Below are 14,620 nucleotides of genomic sequence, written 5' to 3' on the forward strand. Positions count from 1 at the left end.
TTGTGCATATCCCACCTCGATTTATTTGCATCCGCCCTTGGGATTTCGCTAAATTTGCCGGGCTATGAGTCCACGAATGGATACCTACAAACACCAGGGAATGCGTAAAAAACTGGTGGAAGAAATTCAGCGAATGGGTGTAACTGACCCTGCTGTACTACAAGCCGTTAATTCGATTCCCCGTCACTTTTTTCTGGATCCGGCCTTTGAAAAACAGGCCTACGAGAATACCGCCTTTCAAATTGGTGCTGGACAGACTATTTCTCAGCCTTTTACGGTAGGAATTCAGACCCAATTACTTCAGATTAAAAGGGGGGAAAAGGTTCTTGAAATCGGAACGGGTAGTGGTTATCAAACCGCCGTTTTGTGTGAAATGGGTGCCCGGGTATTTAGTATAGAGCGTCAACGATACCTCTATGATAAAACACGCAAATTGCTCCCTGAGCTGGGATACAATGCCAAGTTGTTTTACGGAGACGGCTATCAGGGAAAGGCCACTTTTGCGCCCTTCGACAAAGCCATTGTGACTTGTGGTGCGCCTTACATTCCCGATGCTTTAGTCCACCAACTCAAGGTAGGGGGATTTTGGTTATTCCTGTTGGAGAAGGGAGCAAACAATTCATGAAGAAAATTACTCGTACCGGAGAAGATTCATACGAACTGGAAGAGCATGGGACCTTTAGCTTTGTCCCTATGCTAGAAAGCAAACAATAAGACCTGCTTTAATTCGTTCGAGTGCCGGAACGACCAAATATGATAACTATGAAAAAATTACTTTGGCTTGCTCTGCTGGCCTTTACCGTAAATATCGCTTCGGCCCAGAAAGATTCAGCAAAAGTGTTCAAACCAGAGGAAGGTCAATTTGGCGTTTTCTTCAACGTATCGGGACTATTGAACAACATCAATATTAGCCCAACAAAGGATCCGATTGGCAACGATTTGATCCTCGCTAAGTACCGTTTAAAAAATAATCACTTCGTCCGCATGGGATTGGGAATGCGTTCCTACAACAACACGTCGTCCATGGTGGATTCCTTGGGTTCGGCCAAGGTGACCACGGATAGTACCTTCAAAAAATTCAACTTCTTCATCTCTCCGGCCTACGAATATCACTTCCAGGGTTTGAAACGATTGGATCCCTACATTGGAGCGGGAATCAATTTAGGATTGTTGGGTAAAACCAAAATCGAAACCGAAGTTCTTCAAAGTGATACAACAGGGGAAGACAAGAGACAAACTTCTTACGAAAAAGCCGGAGGGTTTATGTTTGGCTTTAACGCCCTTATTGGGTTCAACTACTTCATTGCTCAGCGTGTAGCCCTGGGAGTTGAATACAACATTGGATTCTACAACGTAAGAGACGGTGGCGACTGGGAACGGGTTACTGTGAATACACCGGTGAGCGGAAATCCTACCTCAGTAAGAGAAGTAGGTAGCGACCGAACAGTACAAAGGGGCTTTGACCACAGCAACAATCTGAGTTTTACCTTGTCCTACTATTTTGGGCAGAGTAAATCCAAAACCGCATCGCCATGAAAAAATTAGTTGTATTTCTTCTTCTCGGAGGCCTTGTATTTGGCGCCTGTAAAAAGGGAGATAACGACCCCTTTATTTCCCTGAAGACCCGTAAAGCTCGTCTTTCAGGTGAGTGGAAGGTAACCTTCATGGAGAGAACCTTGAATGATACACTTTTCATGTTTGATGGAACCACGGAGACCAAATCGTTCGGTGGAACCACCTTGGGAACGTATACGGTGGATTACAAAATGGAATTTACCAAACAAGGAAAGTACACGGTTAATCGAAATGTTACTTACCCGGAAAACTACTTTCAGGACGGAACTCCAGCTTTGACCTTCAAAAACTTTGAAGAAGGAATCTGGAATTTTACCGGTGGAGCAGGAGACACGCGAAACAAATCTCAATTGCTTTTGCAACCTGAGCGAGAAGAGCAACAACTGGATGGATTGTCCAACATTCGGATAACGGTTCACACCAATCCCATTCACGGTAGAACCATTAACCTGGACATGCTCAAGGATAAGAGTATGCGTTGGAAATACGATACCGAAACCAATTCTCCTACCAGCATCGACAAGGACGTGCTGACGATGGAATTTGAGAAAATCTAACGGGTAAAAGTGTTGTGCTCGGGTCTATTTCTTGATCCGAAATCCGTCTATTTTTCTACTGGAAAAAATTGCTGGATAGAATCCAGGTAATAAGCTTGGAGGTGTCCATTACTGGCGAGGATTTGCTCACCGAATAGGTAATCGTTTCCATTTTGCCAATCGGATACCTGTCCACCTGCCTGTTGCACCAAAAAAGCGCCGCCGGCTACATCCCATGGATTGAGGCCATATTCAAAGAAGCCATCCATACGTCCGCAGGCCACGTAGGCGAGATCCACCGCAGCAGAACCTAATCGTCGCAAACCACTGGTAGTTTCCATGAAATGCTTGAGCAGACCCAGGTATTGATCAATCAAATCGTAATCGTGGTAGGGAAAGCCGGTAGCCAATAAGCTGAGCTGATGATCAGTCTGCGGAGTGACCCTAATTTCAGTTTCATTGAGGTAAGCCGGAATCCCTTTGTGACTATGAAACATCTCATCGGCATTGATTTCGTAGACTACTCCAAGAATAGTTTTGTCATCCTCCTGCAAAGCAATGCTGATGGAAAAAATGGGAATACCATGGATGAAATTTGTGGTTCCATCAATAGGATCGATGATCCAGTTGTAATGCTCACCTTTATATGAAGCGGTGCCTTCTTCAGCGATAAATCCAGCTTCCGGGAGAATGGCTTTTAGCCCTTCAACCAATTTTTCTTCTGCTTGCTTATCTACATAGGTTACATAATTGTGCAACCCTTTCAGCTCGACCGAACTTTGCGAAAAATTCACCCGTTCGTTTTTGATCCATTGTCCGGTGGAACGGGTTAGTTCAAGAACTTGCTGATGAATAGTTTCGAGTTTCATAGTTATTCGTTTTCTAAAGGCCAGTCAATTTCGCCAATGCCGTTGGCGTCAATTCCGACCATTTCAATCCGCTCAGTTTGATTGATAGAGGATTGATCAAAGGGCTTTTTCACCTTGAGGTAGTTTTCGGTAAAGCCGGTCATAAAACCATCTTCGTTTTCGGCTTCCCAAAGCACATCGTAAGCCCCTCCGATATTTTCTTCGTAAAACTGTCTTTTCTTTTTGGCAGACAAAATGCGCAATCTTTTGCTTCGTTCCTGTCTCACCTGCTGGGGGACGGTTTGATCCATTCGCGGAGCAGTGGTATTGGCCCGCTCTGAATAGGTGAAAACATGGAGGTAGGAAATCGGAAGATCTTTTAGGTAATCGTAGGTACGTTCAAAGGCCTCATCCGTTTCTCCCGGAAATCCAACAATAACGTCTACTCCAATGCAAGCCTGAGGCATACGCTCTTTGATGGCTGTCACTCGATTGGTGTACAAATCCGTTAGGTACTTTCTCCTCATTTTTTGCAGTAATTCATCATCACCACTTTGAAGAGGAATATGAAAATGAGGTACAAATCGCTTGGCACCCGCAACGTATTCTATGATTTCATCGGATAGGAGGTTCGGTTCAATGCTCGAAATTCGAAAGCGATCGATTCCCTCTACTTCATCCAATCCTTTGACCAGGTCAAAAAAGTTTTCGTCCAATCCTTTGCCAAAATCCCCAATGTTTACTCCTGTAAGTACCACTTCTTTGGCTTCTGAAGAGGCTACTTCACGAGCTACCTGTAATGTTTCTTCTACCGTTTGGCTACGGCTTCTTCCTCGGGCTAATGGAATGGTACAAAAGGAACAGAAGTAATCGCATCCATCTTGAACTTTTAGAAAGGTTCGGGTGCGATCATTGGCGGAGTAGGAAGGAATAAATTCTCGAACTTCCTTAATCTTTCCGAATATGGCCTGACCTTCCGCTTTTTTGTCCATCGAATCCAAATACTGGTGGATATTGAACTTTTCATTGGCTCCCAATACAAGGTCTACTCCAGGAATCTGGACAATCTCTTCAGGCTTAAGCTGAGCATAGCAACCCACTACAACCACAAAGGCACCAGGATTGGTACGAAGGGCTTTTCGAACAATGTTGCGGCATTTTCGATCCGCATTTTCGGTCACAGAACAGGTATTGATAACATAGCAATCCGCTGATTCTGAAAAATCAACTACGCCAAAGCCATTTTCCTTAAAACTACGCCCAATGGTAGAAGTCTCGGAGAAATTCAACTTACACCCCAGGGTGTAAAACGCCACTTTTCTATTCGGATTCATCGAGCTGCAAAATTAGTAAGTTCCCTGGTATAGAAGGGATCGGAAATTATAGAGGTGTTAAGAAGGGTAAAAGTCCTCAGTCATAGCACTTTTCGCCCGATCGAAGCCACAGTCCCCAGACCTTGTCATAGGCATGCACTTTCTCCGTTGGCTGTCCGGCGGAATTGTACACCTCAAATCCGGCATTTTTCCATTCAAAGATGCCACCGTAGAGGTTGTAAACCTGCGTATAGCCCTTGGCTTTAAGTTGTTCGGCCACCTTTTCGCTTCGATAGCCCACAGAACAATATACAATGATGGGTGTGTCGTGTGATAAATGAGCTACCTGACAAGGATCAAATTCGTCGTAGCCGACCCATGCCGCACTGTCGATATGAGAAACTTCAAATTCTTTCTTCGCCCGGGCATCCAGGTACACCCAGTTTTGAGCGCTATCAATTTCGCTTACTCCGATTTCCGGTACAGAATGACTAAGGAGTCCTTTTAGAAGCAAGTTGTAATCCGTACGTTCCACCCGTTGAGCTTGTCCCATTATGGTGGCGATAAGTAGCATAAATAGGGAGTAGACTTTCTTCATCGCTGATAGGCATGAGGGTGAAACTGCATAATGGTATTCTTCAAAAAATCGCGGTCGAGGTGGGTGTAAATTTCGGTAGTGGTAATGGATTCGTGGCCCAACATTTCCTGTACAGCTCGAAGGTCGGCTCCTGCTTCTACAAGGTGCGTAGCGAAAGAATGCCGGAAACTGTGAGGACTTACATTCTTATTTATTTGTGCCCGGGCTGCTAGATCCTTTACGATGGTAAAGATCATAACCCGGGTGAGGCGTTTCCCCCGTCGATTGAGAAACAAGAGGTCTTCTTCACCGGGAACAATGTCGAGGTGGTTGCGAATGGCCTCCATGTAAATTTTGATGTACTTCATGGCTACACTACCAATAGGGACCAGCCGTTCCTTGTTTCCCTTACCAATAACCCGAACAAATTCATCCTCAAAAAAGAGGTTCGAAAGTCGAAGTTCAACCAATTCACTAACCCGCAGACCACAGCTGTACAAGGTTTCAATAATGGCTTTGTTTCGGGTTCCTTCAGGTTTACTCAGGTCAATGGCTGCAACCATAAGGTCGATTTCTTCCTTGGCCAGAGTAACCGGTAACTTGCGACCAATGCGAGGACTTTCCAACAGTTCGCTGGGATCCGTATCAATCACATTTTCGAGCAACAGATATCTGTAAAACGCTTTGATTCCGCTTATGATTCGGGCTTGAGTGCGGGGGCAATTTCAAATTCTTGCAACCACAATAGAAAAGCCCTTAAATCTTTGAGATTGGCGCGAAGTGGACTGGGATTGTCAGCACCGAAGGCCAGAAATTGGTAGAGCTTGTCTACATCTCTCAGGTAGGCATCTATGGAATTGGCAGAAAGTGATTTTTCCAACTGAAGGTATGCCTCAAATCCTTTGATATAGGGGTCAGGTGCCACAGCGAGCAAAGGTACAGCCAAAATGTGGTATCTGGAAAAGGCCTAACTTCGAGCCTTCCTTAACTCCAGATGTGGCTACCATGAAATTGTTGATTCTAAACGGACCCAATTTGAACTTACTCGGAAAACGTGAACCCGATATTTATGGAACGGAAACAGCCGAAGGAATTTTCGAGAAACTTCAGAACGATTTTCCCAATTGCCAATTGAGTTACTACCAAAGCAACGTGGAAGGTGAGCTGATTAACCGATTGCACGAAGCAGATGGTCAGGTCGATGGAGTTGTTTTTAATGCGGGAGGATATACCCATACTTCGGTGGCCATCGCCGATGCTATAGCGGCCATTTCAGTTCCTGTGGTAGAAGTTCATCTATCCAATATATTGGGGCGCAACAATCCGGAGCGTGAAGTTTCGCTCATGGCTCGCAATTGCGTGGGAGTAATTTCTGGATTTGGCTGGAAATCCTATGCCTTGGCTATTCGCTACTTCGAATCCTGAAGGGACCTCAAAAAGTCATCTACATTGGTGTAGTTGAAGTCCGGGTATTCACTCAAAAACTTTTCACTTCTCAAGCCACCTCGTAGGGGGCGTGCTGCCGGTGGGTTCAATTCAGGTGTTGTTTTGGGAATAATGGAAACATGTGGAGCAGGGTAATAGCGCAGAATTCGTTCTGCCAATTGAACCCGATTCAGGTAATCGGTAGATCCAATGTGGTAAACCCCATTTTTTCCATCCCGAATCAATAGGTACAATGCTCGGGCAATATCAGCTGCATTGGCTGGTGTAGCGTATTGATCGGCTGGAAGATTGAGCTCCATAGGCTCTCCCTTTTTGATGTTGTCGATCAGTCGCATGACAAAGTTCTTATTCCGGAGTTCTTTACCGTATACATTGGTGATTCGAATGGCCAGGCTATTGGGATTTTCCAGAGCTTTTTGTTCCGCTTCTAACTTGTGTTTACCGTAAACGCTCAAAGGGTTCAGGGTGTCCTCTTCGCTGTAGGGACCGTTTTCACCATCAAACACATAATCGGTAGAAATGAAAACAAGACGAGCCCCTAATCTTTCCGAAAGCTCGATCAGATTCAGTGTTGATTGCACCGTTTTTTCGTAACTCTCTTCCGGGTTCTGTTCACAGTAGTCTACCCAGGTTAGTGCTCCACAATGGAGGATGTAATCAGGTTTCCAGGTGGCCAGATCAAAGTTTTCGGAAGAATCCGGATTTAAGGTGTCAAAAGGAACCGTGTAATCTGTGGGGTAGGAGAAGTGAGACCCCACTACTTCCCATCCTTTTTCGGTAAAATAGGTATAACAGTTACCTCCTACTAATCCTGATGCTCCTGAAATAAAAACTCGCATAATCATCTTTGGTTTTCGCGGCCAAAAATACACCTTCTATGCACCCAAAATCCATTTTCGGATTAGAAATGAAGGGGGTGATTAAAAAATTCGTATCATTGCAACAGGTCCCTACACTTTCTGGGATCAAATCCACCGAAATTTTTCATTTCGTTATTTTTTTTCTGAGAATTCTATTTGACATTTTACCATAATTCAATCATTTCATGTACGATATTGAGGACCTGAAAAGCAAGCTCCTAGACGAATTGCGAGGAATTGCTAAAGGGCTGGAAATTAAGCGTGTAGAGAAATTTAAAAAACAAGATCTTATCTACACTATCCTGGATGCTCAAGCCGAAAAGGTTTCTGAAAATCCTCCAGCACCCAAAAACGACAGCGATAAGCCGCGTCGTAAAAGAACACGGGTCAAATCAGCACAAAAAGTTGTTCCAGGCCAGGATAAAGGTGGCCAACAAGCCAAGTTACCAATCGACGACGTAAAAACCGAAGAAACTAAACCTGCCGCAGAAGCTCCCAAACCAAAGGAGAATCAAGAGAAAAAGAGCAACGAACCTGTCGCCAAGAAGAGCAACGAACCTGCCCCTAAAAAGGAAAACGAACCCCGTAAAGACAACCGGAAAAATCCGGAATCCAGAGACGATCAAAAGAAGGGACAACAGCCCCGTGATGATCAGAAGAAGGGAAATTCCAGAGGCAGAAACGATAATTCCCAAAATCGTAACGATAACCGGAACGACAATCGCAACGATAACCGCAATGATAATCGTAACGATAACCGGAATGACAACCGCAACGACAATCGAAACGATAACCAACGAAGAAACAACGATCGCCAAAACCGTAACGATCGCCAGAATCAAGGCAATCGCAATCAGAACCGCAATCAACATGGTCACTCCGATCAGCAAAACACACCTAAAGAAGACATCTACGACTTCGGAAATTTGGTGTTAGCTGAAGGTGTTTTAGAAATCATGTCTGACGGCTACGGATTTTTGCGCTCCAGCGACTTTAACTATCACCCGTCACCAGACGACGTTTACGTATCTCAAAGTCAGATCAAGTTGTTTGGGCTCAAAACCGGTGATACCATTTTGGGAGCCATTCGCCCACCGAAAGAAGGAGAAAAGTATTTCCCTTTGATCAAGGTAGAGAAGGTAAATGGAAAAAGCTCTCAGGATATTCGCGACCGCGTGCCGTTTGAGTACTTAACTCCACTGCACCCGGAAGAGAAATTGAACTTGAACGGACACGCCAAAGAAAGCGTTCCAACTCGTGTTATCGACCTGTTTACACCGATTGGTAAAGGACAGCGTGGCTTGATTGTAGCTCAGCCGAAAACGGGTAAAACCTCTTTGCTTAAGGAAGTGGCTAACGCCATCGCATCGAATCACCCCGAAGTTTACCTGATCATTTTGCTCGTAGATGAGCGTCCTGAAGAGGTAACCGATATGAAGCGGAGTGTAAATGCGGAAGTGGTGGCCTCTACGTTTGATGAGCCTGCAGATAAGCACGTAAAAGTGGCCAACATTGTTTTGGAAAAATCCAAGAGAATGGTTGAATGTGGTCATGACGTAGTTATCCTGCTCGACTCGATTACCCGTTTGGCCCGTGCTTATAACACGGTAGCTCCAGGATCTGGTAAAGTACTTACCGGTGGTGTGGATGCTCATGCCTTGCACAAGCCAAAAAGATTCTTCGGAGCTGCCCGTAATATCGAAAACGGCGGATCTCTAACCATCATTGCTACCGCTCTTACCGAGACCGGTTCGAAAATGGATGAGGTGATCTTTGAAGAATTTAAAGGTACTGGTAACATGGAGCTTCAATTGGATAGAAACTTGTCGAATCGACGGGTTTACCCAGCCATTGATTTGGTGGCATCAAGTACTCGTCGCGACGACTTGCTTTATGATCCGGCTACGCTACAGCGTGTATGGATTCTCCGCAAGCACCTTTCTGATATGAACCCGATCGAAGCGATGGAGTTCATCAAAAACCGAATGGCAGGTACCCGTTCCAATGAGGAATTCCTCATTTCGATGAACGGATAGTTTTCCGTAAATTCACTTAGCTTGTTATGGAAAATCGAATCACATTAGGAGTCGGTTTTGCCATTTTGGGTATGAGTACCCACATGGTAACCTTTTTTCTGGGAGTAGATTCCTTTTTCTCCACACAGCTCTATTTTCTATACTTATTATTGGCCATATATCTGGGAATGCGCTCCTACAAGCGCTCCCAGCCCGAGGCCGGTTTTCGTCATCTTTTCAAATCAGGAATGCAAGGCGGAGCCATTTTCACCCTATTGGTTTCTGCCTTTGGCTTCGTCTATTACAAGTGGATTAATCCTGAATACTTTCTTCACCGTATCGAATCCAGGGTTGCTGAAGCTACACAACTGGGTTACTCAGCAGAAGACATTGAGAAGGTGAGAAGTACAGCCGAGTTCATTTTTTCGTCTGTAGTGGATGGAACGGTTAGCTTGATCATGTTTATGCTAATGTCTGTGCTTTATTCGCTAACCATCACCGTATTGTTTCGGCGCATCCCGGCTCTCTGGAAAGGGTGAAGAATGTTGAATCCTGAATTTCGAATGTTGAATTCTGAGGTTTTTGGATCAGTAATCCTAAAGCAATTAAGGACATCCACATCCGAGTAACAAAATTCAGAATTCAAACTTGAATTACCCCAGTAATTCTCCGGCTAATTCGTCGAATTGAATTCCGTCAAAATTCCCTGAACTCATTAAGAGCAGATTACGATTCTGCCAGTTTAAGCTCTTGAGTTGTTCAACCAGTTTTTTAGAATCCGTGTATACCTGTAAGTCCTCACGGGCGAAGGCTTTCTTGACTTGTTCCGGGGAAATGGGAGGGAGTTTTTTGTGCTCCAAAGTTTTGGGGCTGTAGTATACGAAAGCTTGATCGGCGGTGTTCATAGCTCCTTCGTATTGCGCTAAAAACTCCTGGTTGAGCGAGCTAAATGTATGCAGCTCCATACAGGCGATCAGTTCTCTTTGCTCAAATTGTTTTTTAACGGCCGATGTGGTCGCTTTTAACTTAGAAGGGGAGTGGGCAAAGTCTTTAAATACCACGGAAGTTTCGTTCTCCAGCACTTTTTCCAAACGCTTAGCTGCGCCTTCAAATGTGCCGAAGGATTTTAGAATGGTTTCATCATCCAACCCCATTTGTCCCAATACCAACCAGGCTCCTCTCAAATTTTGAAGGTTATGTTCTCCAAATACTTGCAGAGGATATTCTTGTTCATTGTGAATTAGGTAAGTTACATTGTTACGAATCACGTGAGATGGAGTGTCGTAAGGAATGTAATTCTTTGGGCCCTTACCAGATTCTGCAATCTTCTTCAATTCAGGATCGCCTTGGTAATAGATCAAAGACCCATCCGGATCCACCGATTCGGCGAAAATGGAAAATTGCTCAACGTAGTTCTCAAAAGTGGGAAATACGTTGATGTGGTCCCAGGCAATTCCACTGAGCAAAGCGACCTGAGGTTTGTACCAGTGAAACTTCGGACGTCTATCGATCGGCGAGGATAAGTATTCGTCTCCTTCCAACAGCATGTAGGGTGCTTCACGGGTAATTTTAACCATCCGCTCAAATCCCTTTAATTGAGCACCTACCATATAATCGGTATCCATTCCTTGTTCTTCCAACACGTGAAGGATCATGGACGTAATTGAGGTTTTTCCGTGCGAGCCGCCAATTACGATCCTTGTTTTGTCCAGCGATTCCTTGTACAAGTACTCCGGATAGGAGTGAATGCTTAGACCGAGTTCCTGTGCTTTGAGCAATTCAGGATTGTCTGGCCGGGCGTGCATTCCCAGGATTATGGCATCCAAATCATTTGATATTTTTTCCGGAAACCAGCCGTATTCCTGGGGAAGAAGGCCCACTTTTTCCAACCGACCTCTTGAGGGTTCAAAGATTTCGTCGTCCGATCCGGTAACGTGATGACCCAATTCGTGAAGGGCAAGTGCCAGGTTGTGCATGGCGCTTCCGCCGATCGCAATGAAATGAATGCGCATGAAAATCAAAATTTATGCTAACATAACATGGAAAAGCCCGGTTTGGTTACTTGGGTGACCGGAATTTTAAACAGGGTTCTGTTACCTTTGATTGAAATGATTAAAGAAGAAGTTATATACGGGAATAACGGCTTTTCGCTTTTCGCCTTTCCCTTCTTTTTTGTGGCCCTGTTGTGGGTTGCTTTTGCCTTTGATATGCTCGTCCCGTTTGAAATGGCCAACCTGGGTGTTTATCCCAGAAGTTTTGCGGGATTGTTGGGGATTTTTACCATGCCATTTGTACATGGATCGCTCAATCACTTAATGAGCAACTCGGCACCGTTGATTGTTTTAGGCGGGCTGGTCTATTATTTCTACCGACCTATTTTTTATCGAATTTACTTTTTTGGAATCGTGTCCACAGGAATCATGGTTTGGCTATTTGCCCGGCCTTCATTCCATATCGGGGCCAGTGGTTTGGTTTATGCCTTAGCCTCATTCCTTTTCTTCAGCGGAATGTTTCGAAAGTCCTATCGACTGATGGCTATATCCCTGTTGGTTGTGTTTCTGTATGGAAGTTTGATCTGGGGTATTTTCCCTTTTAAACCCGGGATATCCTGGGAAGGACACTTGTTTGGTGGAATTTCTGGATTGGGAATTGCTATTTTCTACCGCAAGTTTCAGGTAGTGCGTAAACGTAAATACTCTTGGGAAGTGATCGATGAAGACCTCGAAATTGAGCATTACGAGTCTCGCTATGGGGAAAAATATTGGGAAGATAAACCCAATCCGGCACCGCCTCAAATTCCAGTTATCCGGTACTTTTTCAAGAAAAAAGAAGAAGATTAGTTCCTTCCGAACTCCGATTTAATTTGCTCCGACCATTGATCGACGCGCTCCTCGGTAAGGTCATCCTGGTTGTCTTCATCCAGGCAAAGTCCGATAAAGGTATCATCGTCAATTTGAGCTTTTGAAGCATCATGTTCGTAGCCTTCCGTAGGCCACTGCCCAATGATTTTTGCTCCATTTTTCTCTGCCATTTTTCCAATGATGCCAATGCCATCACAGAAATAGGTGCTGTAGCCAAACTGATCGCCCAAGCCAAAAAGAGCAATGGTTTTTCCTTGGAGATCCAATTCCGCAAAACGGTTGTAAAAATCATCCCAAGCGCTTTGCAACTGACCATCGTGCCAGGTAGATAGTCCAAAGATGAGTTGATCATACTCCAAAATCTCCGGACCTTCAATGTCATAAACATCAAAGAGATCCACCTGTTCAGTTCCACCCAGCCGTTCGCGGATCATTCTGGCCACCGCCTCGGTACATCCTGTATCTGATCCAAAAAACAATCCAATTTTACTCATAGCATTCTTGTTGTTCCCAATAGGGCATAAAAAAACCTACTTCGACAAAGCTCAGTAGGTTTTCTTGAGTAATACGGTTGACAAGCCCGTGTTGTTCAGGCTTAAATTCTTTTCTCTTTAATCCGTGCAGATTTTCCTTTACGGTCTCTTAGGTAGAAGATACGTGCGCGACGTACAACACCTACTTTGTTTACTGTAATGCTCTCAATGAATGGAGAGGATACTGGAAAAATTCTTTCCACTCCCATTCCACTGGAAACTTTGCGTACAGTGAATGTCTCGGTAGAACCACCGCCTCTGCGCTGGATCACAACACCACGAAACTGCTGAACCCTTTCTTTATTACCCTCACGGATTTTGTAATCCACAGTGATGGTATCTCCGGCTTTGAATTCAGGCAATTGTTTGCCTACCGCAGCCATTTCCTCAACCTCTCTAATAATTTGATCCATGGTTCTTTATTTACCTTCGAAAAATAAGCGTGCAAACTTAAGGATTTTTCTTTAATTGGTAGTCAATCAAAGAATAGAATTTATTTTTCATCCAACAGATCCGGACGGCGTTGACGGGTTCGCTCCAGAGCCTGTTCCATTCTCCAATTGTCGATGGCCTTCAAATTACCGGAAGTCAGAATTTCAGGAACCTGCATTCCTTTCCATTCGCGAGGGCGGGTATAGACTGGGGGAGAGAGCAATTCATCCTGAAAGGAATCCGTGAGCGCAGAGGTTTCATCACCCAATACCCCGGGTAGCAAACGAACCACACTGTCTACCAAGACAGCGGCCGCCAATTCACCTCCAGTAAGTACATAGCTGCCAATAGAAATTTCCAGGGTCACATATTTTTCACGAATCCGTTCGTCGATTCCCTTGTAATGCCCACAAATAAGAAGGAGATTTTCCCGAATGCTCAGGCTATTGGCCCGTGCTTGTTCGTATAGCTCTCCATCGGGGGTGAGAAAAATAACCTCGTCGTAGTCCCGTTCCGCCTGTAACTTATCGATAAGTTCACCCAAGGGCTCGGGCATGAGAACCATACCAGCTCCTCCGCCAAATTGGTAATCATCGACCTGTTGGTAGTTTCCCTTTCCAAATTCCCGTAAATCGTGAACTTGAATAGTAACCAGATTTTTGGCCTGAGCGCGTTGAACAATAGATTGTCCAAGTGGCCCAGTCAACAAGTCGGGTACCACTGATATAATATCAATGTGCATGGCGCAAAGTTAGTCAGGAAAGACTAAGGGATGGATCAGCTTCCAACCAGCTCGTCGTATGAACGAGTGATCTTCAGATTATCAGGAAAAATCTCTTTACCCATGGTGATAAAATCCTGGGCTTCTGAAGACCGGCCACTTTCGTTTAAGTAACGAGCGTAAATGATGAATCCGGTGATTAGGGCATCACGGGTAATATCATCTGGAACGGCATCACCTGATTTGTATTTCTCCTTAATTTGAGGAACAACCACATCAATGATTTTTTGACCTTCGGCATTTTTGGAAAGCAGCATGCTGGCTCCCAAAGCCAATTGGATGTTCTCATCATCTTTACGAACTTTAGCCACCTTCTTCAACCAGGAAGCACCTTTACTAAACTTATCTTCATTGATGTGGTAAAGTGCCTCTTCCAGGCCAATGGTCACGAGTTCGTTGTAAAATTCGATGTTGTCTTCCAACGCATAGGTAGCGATGTTCTTTTTCTCACACTTGGCGTGATACTTCATGGCCTTCTCACCAAACTTGAGAGCCATTTTTAATCCACCGTAGTAGTCGAAGGCCTCCGGATCAACTTCCTTAAACTTTACGATACACATAGAAGCGTATAGGTAAGGTTCTGGATCGCTGCGATATTTTTCCGTTTCGGTCATCTTAAGGGCCCTGGCGTAGCAGGCTTCGTATTTTTCAAGCAAATACATGTCAAACAGTTTATCCTGTTTTCCACCAATTACTTGAGCATTCAGTGAAACTACTGTTACGAATAAGGAGAAAAGGAGCAAGAAAAGTTGTCTCATATAACGACTTTTATGACGGGCTATTTTTTTGCCAAAGGTCAAAAATATTGATTTCGACAATATATAAACGGAACTTTTTCATCTA

17 protein-coding genes and 1 pseudogene are annotated in these 14,620 nt (G+C 44.5%); 7 read left to right on the plus strand and 11 right to left on the minus strand.

The features are described from left to right. Positions 1–64 precede the first annotated feature (64 nt). The 3 genes and pseudogenes from KFE98_12215 to KFE98_12225 all read left to right on the plus strand — a co-directional run bounded on the left by KFE98_12215 (position 65) and on the right by KFE98_12225 (position 2,132). Positions 65–714 (plus strand): annotated as a pseudogene (locus KFE98_12215) (protein-L-isoaspartate(D-aspartate) O-methyltransferase). A 48-nt stretch (positions 715–762) separates the two neighbouring features. Beyond that, on the plus strand, positions 763–1,536 hold the full coding sequence (locus tag KFE98_12220; protein ID UTW60791.1) for an outer membrane beta-barrel protein: 774 nt from the start codon (positions 763–765) through the stop codon (positions 1,534–1,536). Then, entirely contained in the window at positions 1,533–2,132 is a 600-nt protein-coding gene (locus tag KFE98_12225) for a hypothetical protein (protein UTW60792.1), read from the plus strand. Before KFE98_12220 ends, KFE98_12225 begins: the two co-directional genes overlap by 4 nt. Before the next feature lie 47 nt (positions 2,133–2,179). On the opposite strand, the gene KFE98_12230 is transcribed toward KFE98_12225, so the two are convergent. The 5 genes from KFE98_12230 to KFE98_12250 all read right to left on the minus strand — a co-directional run bounded on the left by KFE98_12230 (position 2,180) and on the right by KFE98_12250 (position 5,795). Beyond that, on the minus strand, positions 2,180–2,980 hold the full coding sequence (locus KFE98_12230; GenBank protein UTW60793.1) for an inositol monophosphatase: 801 nt from the start codon (positions 2,978–2,980) through the stop codon (positions 2,180–2,182). 2 nt (positions 2,981–2,982) lie between these two features. Continuing rightward, complete coding sequence (gene mtaB, locus KFE98_12235; GenBank protein ID UTW60794.1) at positions 2,983–4,293, minus strand: tRNA (N(6)-L-threonylcarbamoyladenosine(37)-C(2))-methylthiotransferase MtaB; 1,311 nt, start codon at positions 4,291–4,293, stop codon at positions 2,983–2,985. Positions 4,294–4,369: 76 nt separating this feature from the next. Continuing rightward, the gene (locus tag KFE98_12240; GenBank protein UTW60795.1) at positions 4,370–4,870 is read right to left on the minus strand and encodes a rhodanese-like domain-containing protein; all 501 of its coding nucleotides are present in this window, start codon (positions 4,868–4,870) and stop codon (positions 4,370–4,372) included. Then, the gene (locus KFE98_12245; GenBank protein ID UTW64699.1) at positions 4,867–5,412 is read right to left on the minus strand and encodes a tyrosine-type recombinase/integrase; all 546 of its coding nucleotides are present in this window, start codon (positions 5,410–5,412) and stop codon (positions 4,867–4,869) included. Before KFE98_12245 ends, KFE98_12240 begins: the two co-directional genes overlap by 4 nt. Positions 5,413–5,543: 131 nt before the next feature. Further along, positions 5,544–5,795 (minus strand): site-specific integrase, encoded by a 252-nt coding sequence (locus KFE98_12250; GenBank protein ID UTW60796.1) that lies wholly within the window; start codon positions 5,793–5,795, stop codon positions 5,544–5,546. Positions 5,796–5,854: 59 nt separating this feature from the next. Between KFE98_12250 and KFE98_12255 the strand changes: the two genes are divergently transcribed. Beyond that, positions 5,855–6,274: a 3-dehydroquinate dehydratase gene (locus KFE98_12255; protein UTW60797.1), complete on the plus strand. Its 420-nt coding sequence runs from the start codon at positions 5,855–5,857 to the stop codon at positions 6,272–6,274. Here KFE98_12255 and KFE98_12260 read toward each other — a convergent pair. Beyond that, positions 6,259–7,134: an SDR family oxidoreductase gene (locus KFE98_12260; protein UTW60798.1), complete on the minus strand. Its 876-nt coding sequence runs from the start codon at positions 7,132–7,134 to the stop codon at positions 6,259–6,261. The two genes, KFE98_12255 and KFE98_12260, sit on opposite strands and share 16 nt — an antisense overlap. Positions 7,135–7,340: 206 nt before the next feature. Between KFE98_12260 and rho the strand changes: the two genes are divergently transcribed. Both rho and KFE98_12270 read left to right on the plus strand, forming a co-directional pair. Further along, positions 7,341–9,191 carry a transcription termination factor Rho gene (rho, locus tag KFE98_12265; GenBank protein ID UTW60799.1) on the plus strand — a complete coding sequence of 617 codons (1,851 nt, stop codon included), beginning with the start codon at positions 7,341–7,343 and terminating at the stop codon, positions 9,189–9,191. Positions 9,192–9,217: 26 nt separating this feature from the next. Next, positions 9,218–9,709, plus strand: a complete 492-nt coding sequence (locus tag KFE98_12270) for a DUF4199 domain-containing protein (protein UTW60800.1) — start codon at positions 9,218–9,220, stop codon at positions 9,707–9,709. Between the two features lie 114 nt (positions 9,710–9,823). Here the strand turns inward: KFE98_12270 and KFE98_12275 are convergent, their stop codons facing one another. Continuing rightward, positions 9,824–11,182: a peptidoglycan synthetase gene (locus KFE98_12275; GenBank protein ID UTW60801.1), complete on the minus strand. Its 1,359-nt coding sequence runs from the start codon at positions 11,180–11,182 to the stop codon at positions 9,824–9,826. Between the two features lie 96 nt (positions 11,183–11,278). Between KFE98_12275 and KFE98_12280 the strand changes: the two genes are divergently transcribed. After that, on the plus strand, positions 11,279–12,010 hold the full coding sequence (locus tag KFE98_12280; protein UTW60802.1) for a rhomboid family intramembrane serine protease: 732 nt from the start codon (positions 11,279–11,281) through the stop codon (positions 12,008–12,010). Here the strand turns inward: KFE98_12280 and KFE98_12285 are convergent. The 4 genes from KFE98_12285 to KFE98_12300 all read right to left on the minus strand — a co-directional run bounded on the left by KFE98_12285 (position 12,007) and on the right by KFE98_12300 (position 14,535). Further along, the gene (locus KFE98_12285) at positions 12,007–12,525 is read right to left on the minus strand and encodes a flavodoxin (GenBank protein UTW60803.1); all 519 of its coding nucleotides are present in this window, start codon (positions 12,523–12,525) and stop codon (positions 12,007–12,009) included. The genes KFE98_12280 and KFE98_12285 overlap by 4 nt on opposite strands. Positions 12,526–12,626: 101 nt before the next feature. After that, the gene (rplS, locus tag KFE98_12290) at positions 12,627–12,977 is read right to left on the minus strand and encodes a 50S ribosomal protein L19 (protein ID UTW60804.1); all 351 of its coding nucleotides are present in this window, start codon (positions 12,975–12,977) and stop codon (positions 12,627–12,629) included. Between the two features lie 80 nt (positions 12,978–13,057). Next, positions 13,058–13,738 (minus strand): tRNA (guanosine(37)-N1)-methyltransferase TrmD, encoded by a 681-nt coding sequence (gene trmD, locus KFE98_12295; GenBank protein UTW60805.1) that lies wholly within the window; start codon positions 13,736–13,738, stop codon positions 13,058–13,060. A 35-nt stretch (positions 13,739–13,773) separates the two neighbouring features. Continuing rightward, positions 13,774–14,535, minus strand: coding sequence for a hypothetical protein (locus KFE98_12300; GenBank protein ID UTW60806.1), 762 nt, complete (start codon positions 14,533–14,535; stop codon positions 13,774–13,776). Positions 14,536–14,620 lie beyond the last annotated feature (85 nt).

This window comes from bacterium SCSIO 12741, assembly GCA_024398055.1.
Lineage (GTDB): Bacteria > Bacteroidota > Bacteroidia > Flavobacteriales_G > Salibacteraceae > SCSIO-12741.

Bases quoted from the DNA above. Each gene is read 5' to 3' on its own strand.
- KFE98_12220 (UTW60791.1), top strand. From the start codon at position 763: ATGAAAAAATTACTTTGGCTTGCTCTGCTGGCCTTTACCGTAAATATC.
- KFE98_12225 (UTW60792.1), top strand. From the start codon at position 1,533: ATGAAAAAATTAGTTGTATTTCTTCTTCTCGGAGGCCTTGTATTTGGC.
- KFE98_12230 (UTW60793.1), bottom strand. From the start codon at position 2,980: ATGAAACTCGAAACTATTCATCAGCAAGTTCTTGAACTAACCCGTTCC.
- mtaB (UTW60794.1), bottom strand. From the start codon at position 4,293: ATGAATCCGAATAGAAAAGTGGCGTTTTACACCCTGGGGTGTAAGTTG.
- KFE98_12240 (UTW60795.1), bottom strand. From the start codon at position 4,870: ATGAAGAAAGTCTACTCCCTATTTATGCTACTTATCGCCACCATAATG.
- KFE98_12245 (UTW64699.1), bottom strand. From the start codon at position 5,412: ATGGTTGCAGCCATTGACCTGAGTAAACCTGAAGGAACCCGAAACAAA.
- KFE98_12255 (UTW60797.1), top strand. From the start codon at position 5,855: ATGAAATTGTTGATTCTAAACGGACCCAATTTGAACTTACTCGGAAAA.
- KFE98_12260 (UTW60798.1), bottom strand. From the start codon at position 7,134: ATGCGAGTTTTTATTTCAGGAGCATCAGGATTAGTAGGAGGTAACTGT.
- rho (UTW60799.1), top strand. From the start codon at position 7,341: ATGTACGATATTGAGGACCTGAAAAGCAAGCTCCTAGACGAATTGCGA.
- KFE98_12270 (UTW60800.1), top strand. From the start codon at position 9,218: ATGGAAAATCGAATCACATTAGGAGTCGGTTTTGCCATTTTGGGTATG.
- KFE98_12275 (UTW60801.1), bottom strand. From the start codon at position 11,182: ATGCGCATTCATTTCATTGCGATCGGCGGAAGCGCCATGCACAACCTG.
- KFE98_12280 (UTW60802.1), top strand. From the start codon at position 11,279: ATGATTAAAGAAGAAGTTATATACGGGAATAACGGCTTTTCGCTTTTC.
- KFE98_12285 (UTW60803.1), bottom strand. From the start codon at position 12,525: ATGAGTAAAATTGGATTGTTTTTTGGATCAGATACAGGATGTACCGAG.
- rplS (UTW60804.1), bottom strand. From the start codon at position 12,977: ATGGATCAAATTATTAGAGAGGTTGAGGAAATGGCTGCGGTAGGCAAA.
- trmD (UTW60805.1), bottom strand. From the start codon at position 13,738: ATGCACATTGATATTATATCAGTGGTACCCGACTTGTTGACTGGGCCA.
- KFE98_12300 (UTW60806.1), bottom strand. From the start codon at position 14,535: ATGAGACAACTTTTCTTGCTCCTTTTCTCCTTATTCGTAACAGTAGTT.